A 16,891-nucleotide genomic window follows, 5' to 3' on the forward strand; every position below is an offset into this window, starting at 1 on the left:
CTCTTTGTTTCAATCCCTGATGGGCTCGGTTTGGTCGGGCTAGTCGGCTTGTCCCAGGGCCTTGAATATCTCTACCTGTTTCAATCCCTGATGGGCTCGGTTTGGTCGGGCTAGTTCGCTGACTCGGGTCTCAAGAAATTTCCCAAGGTTTCAATCCCTGATGGGCTCGGTTTGGTCGGGCTAGCACCAACCGTCTCTCCAATCAGCGATGGCTGCAGTTTCAATCCCTGATGGGCTCGGTTTGGTCGGGCTAGAGGTAGGAGCATAAACGATATGGTGATTGAACTGTTTCAATCCCTGATGGGCTCGGTTTGGTCGGGCTAGCCAAAGCCAGGTGCGAGATACTCACGCCCGCATTGGTTTCAATCCCTGATGGGCTCGGTTTGGTCGGGCTAGCTCCAGGAAGAACTTCTTTTTTTACTCCGACCAAGTTTCAATCCCTGATGGGCTCGGTTTGGTCGGGCTAGCCACTCGAATAGGTTGCCCGTAACTTGTAGGTATGTTTCAATCCCTGATGGGCTCGGTTTGGTCGGGCTAGAGATACAGCAAGGCAGCAGATACAGGCTTTATTTGTTTCAATCCCTGATGGGCTCGGTTTGGTCGGGCTAGGAAGCCGACGACGCCTATGCCGACCAGGTTGAGGTTTCAATCCCTGATGGGCTCGGTTTGGTCGGGCTAGTCCATTATAGCGTGGAGAAAATACAAACGCAGAAGTTTCAATCCCTGATGGGCTCGGTTTGGTCGGGCTAGAACCGAAATTACCCCGTCCCCATCTGGGGTAGCCGTTTCAATCCCTGATGGGCTCGGTTTGGTCGGGCTAGATGAAATGTATGATCTTGCGAACCGTTACTTTGGGTTTCAATCCCTGATGGGCTCGGTTTGGTCGGGCTAGGGCTATGATACGGCTGGGAGGCGAAACCCTTTCGTTTCAATCCCTGATGGGCTCGGTTTGGTCGGGCTAGTGAGGAGTCTCCCAAATGGTTGCACAGAAAATTCCGTTTCAATCCCTGATGGGCTCGGTTTGGTCGGGCTAGCAGCAATCCGATCTGGCTGATGAGAAAATTGCAAAGTTTCAATCCCTGATGGGCTCGGTTTGGTCGGGCTAGTACTGGGGTTCGCCGTCAATCACCTCGTACACTGTTTCAATCCCTGATGGGCTCGGTTTGGTCGGGCTAGGTCATCCAGGAGCGCCGACCGCTCCCGGATTTTGTTTCAATCCCTGATGGGCTCGGTTTGGTCGGGCTAGCCCTCGGTTATAAGTTGAATTCGCAGAATGGCTTTCACACCTTTTTCCGCGAACCAGTGAACTGAAATGTCAAAGAATTGTTGAGTTTGAGGTTGATGGATGAACATATACAACATAACTCCAATGAATTCAAGTACTTTCTAAATCCCGCGAACTTCCCTGGAAAAGTGAAACAGCTTGGGTTCGCGGCCCTCGACTCCACACCTACACGAATTCAGCTTCATCGCTCATTGGCTGAGGTCCTCCAATCCTTTCAATTCGCTTTGCGCAGCCTTCGCACAAAAAATAGTACCGGATCGAATCCCCTTCTGATTTGCTGATGAGTGCATCCAGCCGGTGTCGAAGTTTCGCGTAGGCTTGTTTCGAAAGGTCACATTCAAACACGCTGTACTGAACGTGTTGGCCGTAGCTCTTCAATGCCTCGAAAATCTTCGTCCGGCGTTTGTCGCTTGAAATGTCGTAGGAAATTACTACCCACATATAATACCAGTCAGTAGTCAGTAGTCAGTAGTCAGTAGTTCACTAAGTCTATTTGATTAAATTATTTGACTGTTTTCTAATGCGGGGATTCCATTCCACAATGGTATTATGAACAGGTTGAATTACTAAAAACCCTTCGCTTCTTCGCTTCCCTTCTACCTCAACTCGAATCCTTCAAACTTGAACCCGGAACCCCGAACCCTGAACCCTACCCTTCCTTCATTTGGCGATGAATGGCACATATTCATCCAATTCACCCAGAAGAACTTTGACGACGATCCGCGCCTGCAACTCCAGTGACCGGATGTAAGTCGTCGTCTGTTGCAGATGGGGATGTCTCAACTCCGTGCGTTTTCGTTCTTCGTAGCCACGCAGGAAAATTTTCCGGGTTTCAGTGTCCATCACCACCGCCCGGCTGATTTGGGTTTGAAAACCCTCAGGAGTCACCTGTTTCCGATTGATCAATGCCAGGACGGTCGCGTCTACGATCAATGGCCGAAACTCTTCCATCAAATCCAGCCCCAGCGACGGCTGATTGTAGCGGTCTCCATGTAAATATCCGGCATAGGGATCAAGCCCCACCAGACTGGCTGCTGCAATCGCATCCTTGGCCAACATGGAGTACCCAAAACTGAGCATGGCATTCACCGGGTCAGTCGGCGGATTGCGGGTTCGGGTTCGAAATGAAAAAGCCTGGGTCAGAAGCAGTTCTTCGAAGACCTGGAAATAGGCCGCCGCACCACTTCCCTCACACCCGCGAAGCGAATCCAAACTCTCCGCCATTTTTGCCTGGCGTGAGGCATGGCGGAGTTGTTCAATGGCTTCGGTAATCCGTTTCTCTCTTTGCTCAGACACATTCTCAGCCCGTCGCGCTCGAAGCAGCACGCTTCGCTGGTTGTATAACTTCCCTAACACAAACCCGCGCGCCAGTTTGAGACGCAGCAGCGGATCGTCCTGGGCCAGGTATTGCCGTTTCCGAAGCCGAACGTGCGGTGAATCAACCGGTTGTAATCGTCCGAAATAGCGTCCGTTGTAGTCAGTGAAACACAAATCTATCCGCCGCTCGGCCAGTATCCGCATGGCGGCTGGGGTGACCGAAGCGGCATCAAACACCACAACGGCATCCAGTTTGTGCAATGGCATTTCCGCCAGTTTTTCGTGGCCTTTGGTGATGGTCAACCGTTCGTCGGTCGCTCGCACCAATGCTCCTTCGGTTGTTACATAGAGTGTCGTCATAATTTTAAGGCTGAGGGTTCAGGGTTCAGGGTTCAGGGTTCAGGGTTCAGGGTTCAGGGTTCAGGGTTCCTAATCCCCCCGGATTTTGTGGGGTATGCTCAAAATCAAGCAAAAAGTCCGAAAAACAGCCTGTTTTGAGCTGTTTTATCTGTCACCCACAAAAATGTAGGGTAGCTAAGTCCTTTGTTTTCGATATAGGGCTTGCCAACCCACAAAATCCGGGGGGATTAGCAGGGTTCAGGGTCTGAAAGACGGGGTTCCAGGAAAAATAAAAAGGGGGAACGGAATGAACGGGACGGAATTTCGAAAACCCGGAACCTGGAACCCGGAACCTGGAACCCGGAACCTGGAACCCGGAACCTGGAACCCGGAACCTGGATGTTACTTCAGCAATTGTTCTCCAAGTTGGAGTTGCTTCAACTGGGGGGTCTCGACCGGAAGGCAATGTTGATACATCGAACACCCTTCACAGCGCGGTGAATGGATTGCCCCTGGATCTTGCTGACTGGCAATCAGTTGATGAATCGCTTCAATGGTTGAAATGGTTTCGCGCCGGAGTTCTTCAGTGAGATGAACAACTTGTCGTCTGGCTGTTTGAGCATAAAAAATCGCGCCTTCGGCAATTGGCTCAATGCCCAGCATTTCTTCAAGGCACAGCGCCTGGGCACAGAGTTGTATTTCGTCATTGTCCCACTTACCACGTCGTCCCCGTTTGTACTCGATTGGACGGAACACACCGGCGACTTCCTCAATCAGATCAGCAATTCCGGAGAGTCTGTAAGTATGTGAAATCAAATACACATGCCGGTGTTCGGTCACTCCGTTTCGCGTCGAGGCCGTTCCGCTGTCCGCCCGGTCGTGGAGCAACCGGCCTTCCAGCGTGTACAGGTTTTCTTCAAAGATGCCTTCGACATGAATCAGAAAACACCGTCGCGGACAGTAGGTGTACTGGTTCAGCGCTGAAATCGGCAGATAGAGTTCTGGTTCCATGATATTCACTCCGGGAATGCTTCTCTCGCCACGGATTCCGCTGCGCTCCACCCGAGGCTGTAATTATTTCGCCCAGTTCCTGGACTCAGAACCAGTCGGGCAACTGATTCCTGGTTCTTCTTCGAAAGTATCCTTCTGTAAATTTTTCCGTGATGGCTGCCTTCGAGCAAATTGGAAATTGAGGATTTCAACCTGCGAAGCAGGTAAAAGAGAGTAGCCCCCGGTGCAACCGGGGGATCGGTCCGACCTCCCTCCCGCCCCACCGGCAACCGCCGTAGGCGGTTGCCGGTGGGGCGGGAGAAATTGGGAATGACCGTCAACCCCCGCTTCGCAGGTTAAAACCGAAACCTCGCCGTAGTACTAACCACTAACCACTAACCACTAGATGGTTTCTTCATTCTGACCAGCCCCATGCCCCGGCTGGTTTTGGCGCCGACGCCGGTAAAAAAGGCCACGCGGCTCAGGATGTTGCAATAGGCCAGGACCATCCCATCGTGAGGACGGTAGGTCACTTCACCGACAAAACCGGTGCGGCGCAGTTTGTCGCCAATGTCGGCACTGACGGTTTCTCCCGAGAAATGGCTCACCGTCACGTCGTCCCGGATGAGTTGGCGAAAGGTTTTTGAGTCGAAGTCAGGCGACGGTGCCGCTACGTGCCAGCGATCAGCCAGACTTCCGAAGACATATTCCGGCAACGGCATCGGGTCGTCCCGGTTGCCCTGGCGGAAAAACGTAGGCGTGGCAAAGTGCAGCGTGTAGGTCTTGGGCAAGCCTCCGGCGCCAACCGTGACTGTTTGGAGTTCTCGAATGGTGGCAAACCCACTCCAGGAATCCGGGCCATCCGGCGTCGTCACCAGTCGGCTGATCTGAAACTCGGTTTTGTTCAAGCGGAACGCGGCTTTGTCCTGACTGAGCGCCAGATTGAGCAGCGCCGGGTAAATCCGGTCATCCAGACAGGCAATGCGGAGTTTGACCGAAGTCAGCCCGGCTTCCCGAACCTGCCCCAGTCGCGGACTGAGCAAGGCCAGCGAATATCGGCGCAATGCGTTTTCATCGTGGAGTTCTTTGGCCAATGCCGGGTCGATGCGTTGAATAAGATTGAGAAACATCCCCTGGAGCTGCGCTCCATTGAGTGACGTCAGGCGGTTTTTCTGATCGTTGGAAATGGCTTCGATCACAATCGAGTAGGGCATGACGGTCAAATCTCCTTTAACAAATGTAAAAGCCTTCGTGGCGTTCCAGCGCACATCGCAACCCAAAAGCACGCCGGGCAATAAAATAGGCGGCAGTTCCAATCAGAGCGTGAAAGGTGTTTGTTGACTGATCGTCCGATACCGTCAACTCAGTCGTGTAGTACCCGGCGGCAGAGATCTTGTTATACAAGATGAGTCTGGTTTTATCACTCAGGACCAGCATTGGGATACATTGATTGGCAAATACATCAATGACTTGCGGTGATAGAGGAACATTGTGCCGAACACCAAATTCACCAATCGTCAGCCCAAGTTGAATGCCTTGAAAGGCTCGAATCTGATCCGTATCCAGTTTTTCAAAGGCTTTCAAATCATCAACTTCAAGCTGGAACTGCAACCGCAACCGTTCTTTTGGAGGTCGAATTTTATCAATTCGAAGGTAAATCGCTGAGTCTTCCCCTTTAAACTGATCAAAGGACTGGTTTGGACAATCCCGCTCAACTTCGGCCCAAAACTGAGCCTGGCCAGGGTATACAAAAGCTTCATAATTTTTCAGAATGTGGAGCACATCGTACCGGGTAACTGGTTGCTCGGAATGGAACACTCGGATTTTGTCATACACCAGGGCGGGGACTCCGCTGAAGGCTTCGCGAAAGTTGAAAATCCCGGCCAGCGCCCCATGTTCTTCCTGCACAAATTTTTGGTAACCGAGGTTCAGGGCTCGAACTTTGGGAACCATAGCCGCCAGCTTGCTCAGTTCCACGTCAGGAAGTTCTTTGGTTGCCGTTTCACTCGTGTCTTCAGTTTCGGTGGCGTACTGCTTTCGCTTTCGAAGGTCGAAGGCAAACTCGCGCATCAATTTTGGTGGATACTCAGGCTTCCCTTTGCGAAGTGCATCCACTTCAGATTGAAGCGTTTGCAATCTGACAAGCCGTCCCTGAACTGTTTTCCAGGAAGGTGCTTTTTGGGCGCCGTAAATTTTCTGCAGCAACTGGAACACGGCTTCAACCACAGGCTGGCTTTGCGCGGTCAGGGTTGTGCGTAAATTCTCAAGTCCACGACCAATCTCAAAAAAACCTTCATTCGCCAAATAATCCCAGAAATAGGTCCGTTTGGGGAATGTTTCCGATTGCTCCAGCCGTTCTTTCAATTCATCTCTGGTCAGTACAAGTCCAGCCAGTTCAAGTGTTTCTAGCTTCTCAAAAATCGCTGCATTCACAACACAGACTGCGGTTGAAGCCACTGATTGCTCAGCCTTTTTCACCACTCGCCCAACCCGACCAAGCCGTTGCCAGAATTCATCCGGGTACTGCGCGGCAAAATAAAGGTCGTCCAGCCCTTGCCGGTTTTTGCCAGGACGTGAAAAGTTGTAGCCAATATCAACCGTCGGCGTGGCCAGAATCAGCGGTGACTTGATGGCTTCTTTTCGCAACGAAGCCAAAACCGCCCCCGTCAACGTCGCATATTCACCGGGTTTGAAGCACCGGGTACAGTTTGAAATATCAATCAAAGCTCGTGAAATGATTGCGACATCCCGGCCACTCGCGGTTGAAGCCCGGATTTCAGTCACCCGTTCTTCAACAATGGGCGACAGATGGTTATCACTGGGCACAAATTCAAGCTGAACTTCGGTGGTTGACATTGTCGCCTGTGGATGGCCTGACGGTACTGGTTGCGGAAGAATCCAGCTTGTTTTGATTCCAAGCGCTTCCAGGTTGCGAAAGAAGTTGTCAACTTCCGGTTCCGGCGTCGCCGTCAAAAATGAAAAGCGCCGATTTTCAGCAAAAAACTGAAACTGATGCGAGAGCGCCACAAAGTAAAAAAAGGCCGCTGCCTGTTTGGGATTGTAGTAGTGAAACTCATCCACAATCACATATTGAAAATTACCGATAAAGCCGACCATCAAGTTCCGAAGATCCAACCGACGATAAAGTCCCTGCAAAATGTAGTAAAACAAATCGGGATTGGTCACCAGCACCATCGGGCGTTTTTCGTCGAGATGCCCAGCGACTTTCTCTAAATGCGGCGCAATCTTTGGATCTCGTGGATTTCGCAGGAGATAGTACAAGGCTTCACCCCGCCGCCAGTTATCGGCTTTGTTTGCGGAAATCAACTGCGTCACCACCGATGCGTCCAGCCGAACAACCAGATGCGGCAAGTGGTGTTCCTGTACAAATTCATCCACATCGTCCGCATGTTGCCGAATCAGCTCATTGGTCGGAGCAATCATCAGGGTATTGGAATGTGACTTCTTCATTTCCTCTCGCAGCAAATGCAGAAGTGAAGCCTTCGTTTTCCCTGTGCCCGTCTGATTGGAATTGATCACAATGTGCGAATCGGCAAACGCGGCGAAGTGAGCCTGCTGATGTTCCAACAGAAAATCAAAACCCGCTGCAACCAGTTCGGGCAACAGGTCAACCGCCTGTTTCTGAAATTGGGGTAACAATTTGATTTTAATGGACATACAATACACCACCTGATGAACCGAACAACTCTTTGTTCGTGAAATTGAAAAAAGTTAAGAGTCCCGCCTTTAGGCGGGTTTGAAATCCCAACTTTGATCTCAACTGATGAAGTAAACGCCTGGGAACGATTTTTCCGCCTAAAGGCGGGACTCTTAACTTTCCTGAACCGCCTGAAGGCAGAACTCTTCACTTTTATTGTTCCCCAAACCGAAATTTCATCCCGGCGGGTAACAGGCTTTGATCGTCTAATTTCCACACCGGTCCGCGACAGGTCACGCTTTGTAATACCGGAACCGGGTGAATATTGATCACATTGCACACTTCGATTCTGGTTTCTGCGGGCAAATCCAGCGGGTTGAAATATCCAGTCACCTCATACTTTTCATGTGGCTGGAGAACCGCCCGCCGTTCAACCACATCCAGCCTGGATTTGCTCAAGAATTTCCCCAGCCGAATATATCCAGGCAGGTCGGCTTTTGCTAAACCAAATGCAAAGAACCGGAGTTCCATGCCTCGGGCCATCATTTTGAGCATCCCCTGTTGTGGACGGTTGTTGGAATAGGGCTTTGGTTTGGTTTTGCCACGTTCGGCCAGGTCATACAAAATGGCCCCGTTGGTGTAGGTTGACCAGTAGGTTTCAGTTTGCACATTGAACCGTTCGACCTTAAATCGTGGTCTGGAAACTGGATACGCCGGCGTCACATATACCCCTTGTTCAACCAGCCGTTTCATTTCAGCCGCGTATTGTGGCCGGTGATAGCTGGTGGCATACGGACTTGTCGCCAACCCCAGAGCATAGGTTAAAGCGTAATTTCCAACCAAAGCTTCGGTGAGGTACAACCGGTCTATTTCGCGGCTGGCGAAAAAGGCCGGCTCACACAAAACCAGACGGCAATCAAGCACAGTGGTTTCAGGCATGATGCCTCCTTACGATTTTTCATAACAGGCTTGAAGATCAGCCACAAGTTTGGCCGGGTTCTGGTAGCTTTCGGCCACATCAGCCAGAATCGGTGTCAAATCATTGCCTGAAATCCAGTGCCCACGCCAGCCAAATACTTTTCCAATCAGGCTGGCTGCGGCTCGAACCGCTGTTTCAGCCACGGTTTCAGTCACCAGCGGATGTTGTTTGGATTCAAGCAGATCGTAGGTCGCCTGGGTTAGCTCCAACGTGCTGAAAATCTCTTGTTTGCCGACAGCAATGCCCAATATTTGATTCTTCACCACGCCAATCCGGGTGCCGATAGCGCCATACCGCGAAGATTGCAGAATATTGCCCATCGCATAGATAAACTCGGCGGCGGTCACATCTTTCAGGGTTTCGATGTCTAAAAAATGAGTGCCGGGCCGGACATATTCGCTTGACCCAAGCGACGTCGAGGGCTCGCCGGTTTTCGGATTGCGCATGGTGCTGTTGTCAAACAAGGCATTGAATGTTCGCTCTGACGTGACTTCAGCCGCATCCAGAAGCGAAAAAGCATCCTCGGTCATGACCCGCGAACGCTGAGCGCCGCCGCTACCGACTGCATAGCCATAGAGATAACAATCTGGGCATTTTCCACAAGGGTTCTGGGTATTGAGCAGACACTCTTTGTTATCACCGGCATAGACTTCAAAATCCCGGAGCAATTCCCTTCCCGTGCGGCGTTCCACCGCAGTTTGTTTGCGTTTGCTGATCACAATGCGGTCAATCGGCTGGCCGGTTTTGGTGCCGGAAATCGTGACTTCGCGGCTGAGTGGTTCACCCGAACCTTCAGTCCGAAAAATGGTTTCGCTTTGGGTCGTTCGCAGCAACACCAGGCCGATGTAATGCCCGCGCGGCAGATTTTCATATTTGGCCAGCAAGGTTGACGCAAAAGGTTCTTTGGTTGTGAATGACATACTCGGTGCTCTCCTTATTATATATAGCGGAAATTTATGATTTCGAATCAGCCGCCGCCTGCTTTTTGGCTTCGCTGGCTTTGCGGAGTTGATTGCGCATCAGGGTGGTATAAGCGGCTTTGACCAGCTTTTCATCCCGAATCAGCCGCCGGATGTCGCCGTGAAACCCTTTGGCTAAAAGCTCGTCGAACAATAAATTCGCCCAGGACTCTATTGCCGCTGCCCGTTCGGAACTCATGGCATAGTCAGAGGTGCGTTCGATGTGCCGCAGGACATCTTCAGCCGCCACCAGTCTGAGGAACGCAATTTCCTGACTGGCTTGCCGCCTGAGCAACTGAAAGACAATGTCCATTGGCTTAATCAAGGCGGTGTGGGTCAGGCTTGCCCCACGAATGGATTTTTTCCAGGCAAGTTCAGCCATTTGTTCTAAAATGACCGCAAGCGATACTTCAGACATAGGGTTCTCTCCTTTTGTGCGTTGAAAAACAATCTGTGAAACTTCTTTGAGCCGCTCAGCAATCTGGCCGCCGGTGTTATTGGCTGCCCCTTCATTTTTACTATGGCGCTCAATGGCACGATGCGCGGCAAAAAATGGCCCTAATTCGCCTTCCATCAATGACCGGACCAGATCCGTCAGATCTTCGCCAGTGCCGACTTTGTCAGCGATTGATTTCAGCAGAAACAACACATGAAACACCTCATCGGAGGCCGCCCCAGACAGCGTGTTTTGCGGAATGAGTCCCAACAACGCGCCGGGCAAATCGTCGCAATACAGCTTAATGCCATTGTCTCCTTCGGTTTCCATCATTTCAGCCACCGTCACCGGAGGCACCAGGCTCTGGGTTAAAACCACCCGCTGTCCAAACCGCTGCTGGATATACAGAGCGTATTGCAGCGCAAACAGATAGCGGTCAGTATCATTGTCACCCAGCGCATAAATCGGCAAAGTAACGATATTTCCGATCAGTTCGGAATACATCGGAATCACCAACCCGGTGGCTTTTGGTTTAAACGGCAACTTGAGTTGGTGTGTCTGATCAAACTCACGAGTGATGGCGCGGGTATCAAACAACAGAGCTTTGACATCCACCCCCTGCAACTGACGAAATGTTTTCCGCAATGCCTCGACAAACAATGGCGGAGCAAACGATTCCGGATAAATATGCAGGTAAAACCCTTTGCTCATGGCTGGGGCAAACCCGATTTTCTCAACCAGCAATTGTTCGCGGCAAATCGGGCAGGAATTGCGCTTCGGATCACCCGTTCCAGCCAGATTCCGGTTTGAGAACTGGGCGACAACCAGCCCTTTGGGAACGTCTCCGGCCATCATGACCTGGGCTGGGAGTGGAAGACCACACAGGGAACAGGCTTCTAGCTTCGGATTGCTGTACAAATCCAAATGTTTTTGAAATTGTGTCCGGGTTGGTGTCAGACCGCTCAGGTTCAGAACATTTTCAACGTACTCAGCAAACACTGAACTTCCAGATTGCCCACCTTCATTGCCTCGCAATCCAAGCTTTTCCTCAAATGAAGCCGCCATTTCGGTCAGTCGGTCAAGGAGTTGATGCAACTCATCAGGCACTGTTCGAGCAATGACGTATGCCCGGTCATTGAGTGCATCAAACAACGCCCATTCCGGGTTGACTGTTAAACCACAGGCGGCATAAATCGGCTGCCAGGCATCGTCATACACTTTGTTTTTTCCCTTAAACAACACCGAACAATGGGCTTGCAGAAAGTTATAGGCCACTCGCAGGGCCTCGCCTTTCCGCATTACATCCGGATCACGTGAAAACAAATGCCCATTGTTATCAAACAGCGTTTCAAAACCTTCTTTGGCTCTCCGTTGCGCTTTTTGCTCCATGTCGGCAATCGCTTCGCCTTTGAACGCCCGTCCCAAAATCACAGTTGACGCTGCTTCAAAGGCATCTTTGATTGTCAGTGCCGTGGCAAACAGTTCGGGGTTGATTTTGATCCCTACTGGAGAACCAGTCACAAAATCTTTGGCATTGCCTCCCTTGAGGCGTTTCACCTTGTCAGTCAATCGCTTTGAAACCCGAGTCAGCGTGTCGTTGGCAAGCGTCCCTGGAGCATTCGCTGGGACAAGGTAAAAGGTGCCTTCGCCGTAGTGCAAAAATGGACGCGCCTGGCACTGGACCTGCAATTCTTCGCCAACTGCATTGTGGAGCAGATTGCTGAACGGCCCGCGATATTCATTCAGCCGGTGCCATTCCCACCGATATTGCTGGTCCGAAGCGGCATTCAGGCTGTTGAGAACCTGCATTCGCTTGCGGTCATCGCCAAATTCGCGGGCGACATCAGCCTGATCCGCCAGTTGTAGCAGCGGCACCAGTACCGTTCGTAATCGCTGGCGCGAAACCGGTCCGGCAAGCGGGAGTAAGGCATCCGCTCCCTGATGCAAATGCCCCGAATGAGCCGCAATCAGCCGCCGAATGATTTCGACATTCTCATCGGTTATTTCCAAAATTTGGTCCAGCCCAAACTGGCGCAGGAATGCAGCTACATCGCTGGTATTGGCCACTTTCGAGATGCTCCGCTGCTCAGGGTCAAGCTTGTTCAAGTCGTGGAGCAATGCGGCGCAAATCAAAATTCGTCGCTCAAAGGCAGTACATCCAACAATTTGCGCCGCCAGATCAACCGTGAGCACGACATTGAGCAGGTGAGCATACATGGTTTGCCCGTGATGGATACCCGTCTGGCGAACTTCCACAAGGGACAACATTTCATTGTTGGCAACCGTGGAAAGAAACTCGTCAATTGGGTCTTCCTGGGCTTCAGAAAGGCTAAGAAATTCAAAGATATCAGGCATGGGAACACCTATTCAGAGGTTAGAGGTTGGTGTTTATTGATAACCGCACGGGCAATCCGCACAAATTCATCATTCAGCCACGCTGGCTCCAGAATCGTCGCGTGTTCGGCGTAGGGCATCACCAGATACCAGAGGACTTCTTTGGGGTAAGCCACCTGGAGCGTCAAAATCACGCCGCCGTCTGAGCATTCGATTTTCTTTTCGGTTGAGTGCCATTCCGATTCGAGAATGTAACGGGCAACCGGCTGCTCAAATCGCAACTTCACGATCTGCGGCGGATGTTCGCTCTGGAAGGCCCGAAATGTGAAGCGATGCCGCTCGGTGAAGTTATAAAACTTAATGACATCAAATGAGGGCCCGAGGTCTCCGACGTCCTTGATTCGGCCAAACCGGAGCGTCGCAATCCGATGTTCCTCTGGAATCAACACATCGAGGTAGAGCGCCCTCGCCTGGAAAAAAATCTGGTAGGGCGCAATTTGATACCACAGGATTTTCCCCTGCCAATGGTCATCGTACACAATCTTCACCTCGCGACGCAGACGCTGGGCTTCGAGGATTCGACCCAGGATTTTGGGCTCGGCTTTGAACTGCTTCGCCAGTATGTCGGTGAGCGCCCCTTGCAGCAGCGGGCGCATGACTGGAGGGGCAACGGAGATGAGTTTTTTGATTCCCTCAATTGCATCAAAGGCCAGGACCGTATCACCCGAAGCTGCAAATTGACGGACGGCAAGTATCAAAGCAATTGCTTCCTGGAGTGTCAAGGAAAATGTTGGAAGTACACCTTCCCCTTCCCTGATAAATTTCTGCCGGCGTTTGTCAAAGTGCCAGTTGAATCCAGCTTCGGCCAGGAGGTTCAGATCCTTATAAAAAGCGGATTTCCCAACTCCCAGTCGTTCCCACAGTTCCTGCGGTTTCTGCGCTGGATTGAGGTCGAGTTCCTGAATCAGTTGAAACAGGCGGACAATACGGTGGTTGAGTGTGGAATCGTTCTTCATAGTGAACCCAGTTTACTCCGGTTTGAAACTGAGTCCACGGCATTCATTCGCCAGAGTCCACACCTGTGTGGAAAGACAGCTCGGGCCTGGGACTGAGAGCGTCTTTACATGTGCAGGTTTTTGATTGGGATCTCGTGGGCTGAGACATTGTGTGCATTAGATCGAGCATCCCGAAGGGCTGCCGTTCGGATAGCCGGTCGGTTGCGAGGCTTTGCGAGCTACCACCGGGAAACGGTTCGTTCTCCCAACCCCTCCCCGCTTTGCCCGCACCCCTACGGGGCGCGGGCAAAGCGGGGAGAACCAGGGGTGGCCCTTGGGTCCGGTGGTAGGCCCAAAGCGGCCAACCAACCGGCTATCCGAACGGCAACGCTTCGCGGTGCAAAACCAAAAACCGACACGTGAGCGACAAGCACAAGTCCCGGTGGGTGCGCCTCAAAGCAGGCTTCCACACCGGCTACTTTCCGGCAACCTTCGGGCGAAAACCAACCTTTCCAGAACGGAGATTGTGCAATGGAAATCCCTTCACAAGCGAAAGCTCGAACTCTGTACAGAAACCAAATGATTGCCTTCCGATCATAAACCCTTTATAAAACCCGCCTGAAGGCGGTACTCTGAACTTTTCTCTGAACTTTTGGGACACTGATATGAAAGTAACTTTTTTGGGCGGCGCGGACGAAATCGGCGCTTCGGGAACGCTGGTTGAAATCGGCGGCAAACGGCTGCTGGTGGATTGCGGCGTTCGACACCACAAACGTGACGGAGAGACTCTCCCCTGGCTGGCGGCGGTCCAGGATGCTGGTGGCGTGGATGCCATCGTCCTCACCCACGCCCACATGGACCACAGCGGGGCGCTCCCGGTCGCGTCGCGCAGTTTCAAAGCGCCGATTTTTATGACCGCGCCAACCCGCGACATTGTTTCCGTTCTGCTCACCGACGCCACCAAAATTATGGAGCAGGAATACGAACGCGAAGGCGAGATGCCGCTGTATAATGCAGCCCTGGTCGAAGCCACCATCGCCGCCACCCGCAAAGTTTCGTTTCTGGATCCGGTTCGCATTTGCGAAGGTGTTTCCGCAACGTTTCACCCGGCAGGCCATATTCTCGGCGCTTCATCAGTCGTTTTTGAAAGCGCCGAAGGTTCGCTGATGATTTCGGGTGACATTTTTGCCACCGACCAGTTGACCGTGCCGGGGCTGATGGTGCCGCCGCTCCGACCGGATGGCATGATTTTGGAATGTACCTACGGCAACCGGCTCCACGTCAACCGCTCGATGGAAGAAAAACGCCTGATTGAACAACTCAACGCCGTTATCCAGCGCGGCGGCACGTCCCTGATTCCAGCTTTCGCCGTTGGACGCTCACAGGAAGTCCTCTTGATCCTCCTGCGTGCCATCGAACAGGGCAAACTCCCACGCGTTCCGATTTTTATTGACGGCATGGTGCGTTCGGTTTGTAACATTTATGCGCCGTACAAAGACTGGTGTACCCGCTGGCTTCGCAAACGAATCAAGGATCTCGGCAACCCGTTTACTTACCAGGGCAGCCCGGCGGTTGTGGTGCGCAACGCCCGCGAACGCGAACGAGCCGCCGAAACCGCTCCGGCGATTATTGTGGCTTCTTCGGGCATGCTCAGCGGTGGTCCAAGCCAGTTTTATGCCGGAAAGCTGGCCGAAGATCCCAAAAATCTGATTGCGCTGTGCGGTTACAACGACGAAGAGTCGCCCGGACGAAAGCTCCTGGAAGTCGCCGAAGCCGGCACCGGCGAGTTGAAACTGGGCGAACGCACCATCACACCCAAATGCACCATCGGGATGTATCGCCTGAGCGCGCATTCCGACGCTTCAGAACTGGCCGCCGAAGCACGGGCGCTGAATCCGAAACAATTGTTCCTGGTCCACGGCGAAGACGGCGCCCGCGAATCGCTCGCCGATGACCTCAAAAAAGAACTCAAAAGCAAAATCTTCCTGCCGGAACTGGGCACCGAAAGCTGGATTGTTCGGACCAACGCCCAGGTCGCCGGTGGACTCGCCCCGAAAGAGATTTTTCAAGCTGAATCAACGGATGAAACTGATTTCAGCGATGACGGCGAACCACTGGCGGTGTTGCTGACGCTTGATGACCTGCCGACACTGGCCCGGATGCTCCTGGACCGCGACGGAGCGAAGAAATCCTACACGGTGCGCGAATTGATGCGCACGTGGGGCTATGCCAAATCGCAAATGACAGATGATGAAGCAGATCGGATTGACAAGTTGATCAATCGGCGGGAGTCTCCGTTTGTGCGCGATAAACGGCGGATGTATCTCTACGCCGTGAACCCGCCATTGCTTGATTTGTATGGTCTGGCGGTCGAAGAACAACCGTCAGGCCCAATGCCGATTGCGGTCATGCTCAAACAGATTGATCAGGTCTTGCCTGCGGAATCAGGACTGTACCGCAAAAGTTATGTAGACGCCGAAAAGTCGGTTCGGCTCTCGTTTTACTTCCCCAAAATCGCACAGGGTGAATATGCCGAAGCGATTCAGTGGCTGGAAGACGTGACGGGGTGGACATTTTCGGTCAACCCGGAGCCCAATTTCCAGCGGATGAAAGAAGTCATCGGCGAATTGATTCCAGCAGACTGGCAATTGATCGGAGATCCTTCAATCCGGCGCGAGACTGAACATGTCACCGCCCTTGTCGCCCAGATTCCCAACGCTGAATACAAAGAAGAACTCTGTGACACGTTTGCCCGGCAGACGGGCTACACGCTGGACATCGCGGTGGCGGAAGGCAAAGCGCGGCAGGTTTCGCGTCCAGTCGGTGCTGACGGGACACACTCCGTTCAACCAGTGATGGAACTCAATCAGGCGTACCAGCACATCAAACACCATTTCGAGCAGGAGCCAAACCAGCCGCTCAAAGTCGGGATGAAATCGGACATCACGGGAAAATACATCGAAATTGCTTTTCTATCGGCGATTGTCGGCAACTGGTATCTCGAAGACCTGACCCGGCTCCAGGAAGAAACCGGCTGGGAAATCCGGCTCAAACCAACGACGGATGAATACAAAATCAAAGAACTCGCCCGCCAGATGTGCGCCAGATGGAAAATCGTGCGCGGCCCAGGTCTTGCCCCCGGCGAAACCGAAGTCAAAGTCTGGGTGACTGACATTTTATCGGATGAAGAAGAAAAAGAGTTGATTGACGAGTTTTACTACCAGACCGGATTTGAGCTATATGTTGAGATTAAAGGGGGTTAGTCAGTAGTCAGTAGTCAGTAGATGATAAGTCAGTAGTCAGTAGTTTAGATTTAAGCCTCAGTAGTTAGATTTCAGGCCCGAAGGGTCGTTGTGTAATAGCCGTGGTGCGCAGCCCACGGAAATCAGTATTTAGATTTCAGACCCGGAGGGTCGATGTGTAATAGCCGTGGCGCGCAGCCCACGGGAAATCAGTATTTAGATTTCAGGCCCGAAGGGTCGTCGTTCAATAGCCGTGGCGCGCAGCCCACGGGAAATCAGTATTTAGAGCGTGTCGCAGAACTCAATCTGTAAAAATCCAACCGGGTTTATTGAGAAGTTGGTGGGGTTGGAAGAGAA

The 16,891-nt window shown here is 52.3% G+C and carries 11 protein-coding genes and 1 CRISPR repeat array; of the genes, 2 read left to right on the plus strand and 9 right to left on the minus strand.

From position 1 onward, the window contains the following. The first annotated feature begins 6 nt into the window (after nt 1–6). Nucleotides 7–1,246: direct repeats of the CRISPR family, unit length 37 nt; unit sequence GTTTCAATCCCTGATGGGCTCGGTTTGGTCGGGCTAG. 204 nt (nt 1,247–1,450) lie between these two features. The 9 genes from cas2 to HY774_27585 form a co-directional block, all read right to left on the minus strand. After that, nucleotides 1,451–1,726, minus strand: a complete 276-nt coding sequence (gene cas2 / locus HY774_27545; protein ID MBI4752260.1) for a CRISPR-associated endonuclease Cas2 — start codon at nt 1,724–1,726, stop codon at nt 1,451–1,453. 219 nt (nt 1,727–1,945) lie between these two features. Beyond that, on the minus strand, nt 1,946–2,962 hold the full coding sequence (cas1, locus tag HY774_27550) for a CRISPR-associated endonuclease Cas1 (protein ID MBI4752261.1): 1,017 nt from the start codon (nt 2,960–2,962) through the stop codon (nt 1,946–1,948). A gap of 381 nt (nt 2,963–3,343) precedes the next feature. Next, the gene (gene cas4, locus HY774_27555) at nt 3,344–3,952 is read right to left on the minus strand and encodes a CRISPR-associated protein Cas4 (GenBank protein MBI4752262.1); all 609 of its coding nucleotides are present in this window, start codon (nt 3,950–3,952) and stop codon (nt 3,344–3,346) included. Nucleotides 3,953–4,326: 374 nt separating this feature from the next. Continuing rightward, nucleotides 4,327–5,145 (minus strand): CRISPR system precrRNA processing endoribonuclease RAMP protein Cas6, encoded by an 819-nt coding sequence (cas6, locus tag HY774_27560; GenBank protein ID MBI4752263.1) that lies wholly within the window; start codon nt 5,143–5,145, stop codon nt 4,327–4,329. Nucleotides 5,146–5,161: 16 nt separating this feature from the next. Next, a complete protein-coding gene (gene cas3 / locus HY774_27565) occupies nt 5,162–7,609 on the minus strand; it encodes a type I-D CRISPR-associated helicase Cas3' (GenBank protein ID MBI4752264.1) in 2,448 nt (815 codons plus the stop codon). A 193-nt stretch (nt 7,610–7,802) separates the two neighbouring features. Then, nucleotides 7,803–8,528 carry a type I-D CRISPR-associated protein Cas5/Csc1 gene (cas5d, locus tag HY774_27570; protein MBI4752265.1) on the minus strand — a complete coding sequence of 242 codons (726 nt, stop codon included), beginning with the start codon at nt 8,526–8,528 and terminating at the stop codon, nt 7,803–7,805. A gap of 9 nt (nt 8,529–8,537) precedes the next feature. Continuing rightward, nucleotides 8,538–9,488, minus strand: a complete 951-nt coding sequence (gene cas7d / locus HY774_27575) for a type I-D CRISPR-associated protein Cas7/Csc2 (GenBank protein MBI4752266.1) — start codon at nt 9,486–9,488, stop codon at nt 8,538–8,540. 34 nt (nt 9,489–9,522) lie between these two features. Continuing rightward, on the minus strand, nt 9,523–12,318 hold the full coding sequence (cas10d, locus tag HY774_27580) for a type I-D CRISPR-associated protein Cas10d/Csc3 (GenBank protein MBI4752267.1): 2,796 nt from the start codon (nt 12,316–12,318) through the stop codon (nt 9,523–9,525). Between the two features lie 8 nt (nt 12,319–12,326). Continuing rightward, on the minus strand, nt 12,327–13,313 hold the full coding sequence (locus HY774_27585; protein ID MBI4752268.1) for a WYL domain-containing protein: 987 nt from the start codon (nt 13,311–13,313) through the stop codon (nt 12,327–12,329). Nucleotides 13,314–13,957: 644 nt separating this feature from the next. Between HY774_27585 and HY774_27590 the strand changes: the two genes are divergently transcribed. Together HY774_27590 and HY774_27595 are read left to right on the plus strand one after the other, a co-directional pair. Continuing rightward, nucleotides 13,958–16,555, plus strand: coding sequence for an MBL fold metallo-hydrolase (locus HY774_27590; protein MBI4752269.1), 2,598 nt, complete (start codon nt 13,958–13,960; stop codon nt 16,553–16,555). 153 nt (nt 16,556–16,708) lie between these two features. Next, complete coding sequence (locus tag HY774_27595; protein MBI4752270.1) at nt 16,709–16,846, plus strand: hypothetical protein; 138 nt, start codon at nt 16,709–16,711, stop codon at nt 16,844–16,846. Nucleotides 16,847–16,891: the final 45 nt, after the last annotated feature.

Source organism: Acidobacteriota bacterium, from assembly GCA_016208495.1.
Classification (GTDB): domain Bacteria; phylum Acidobacteriota; class Blastocatellia; order Chloracidobacteriales; family Chloracidobacteriaceae; genus JACQXX01.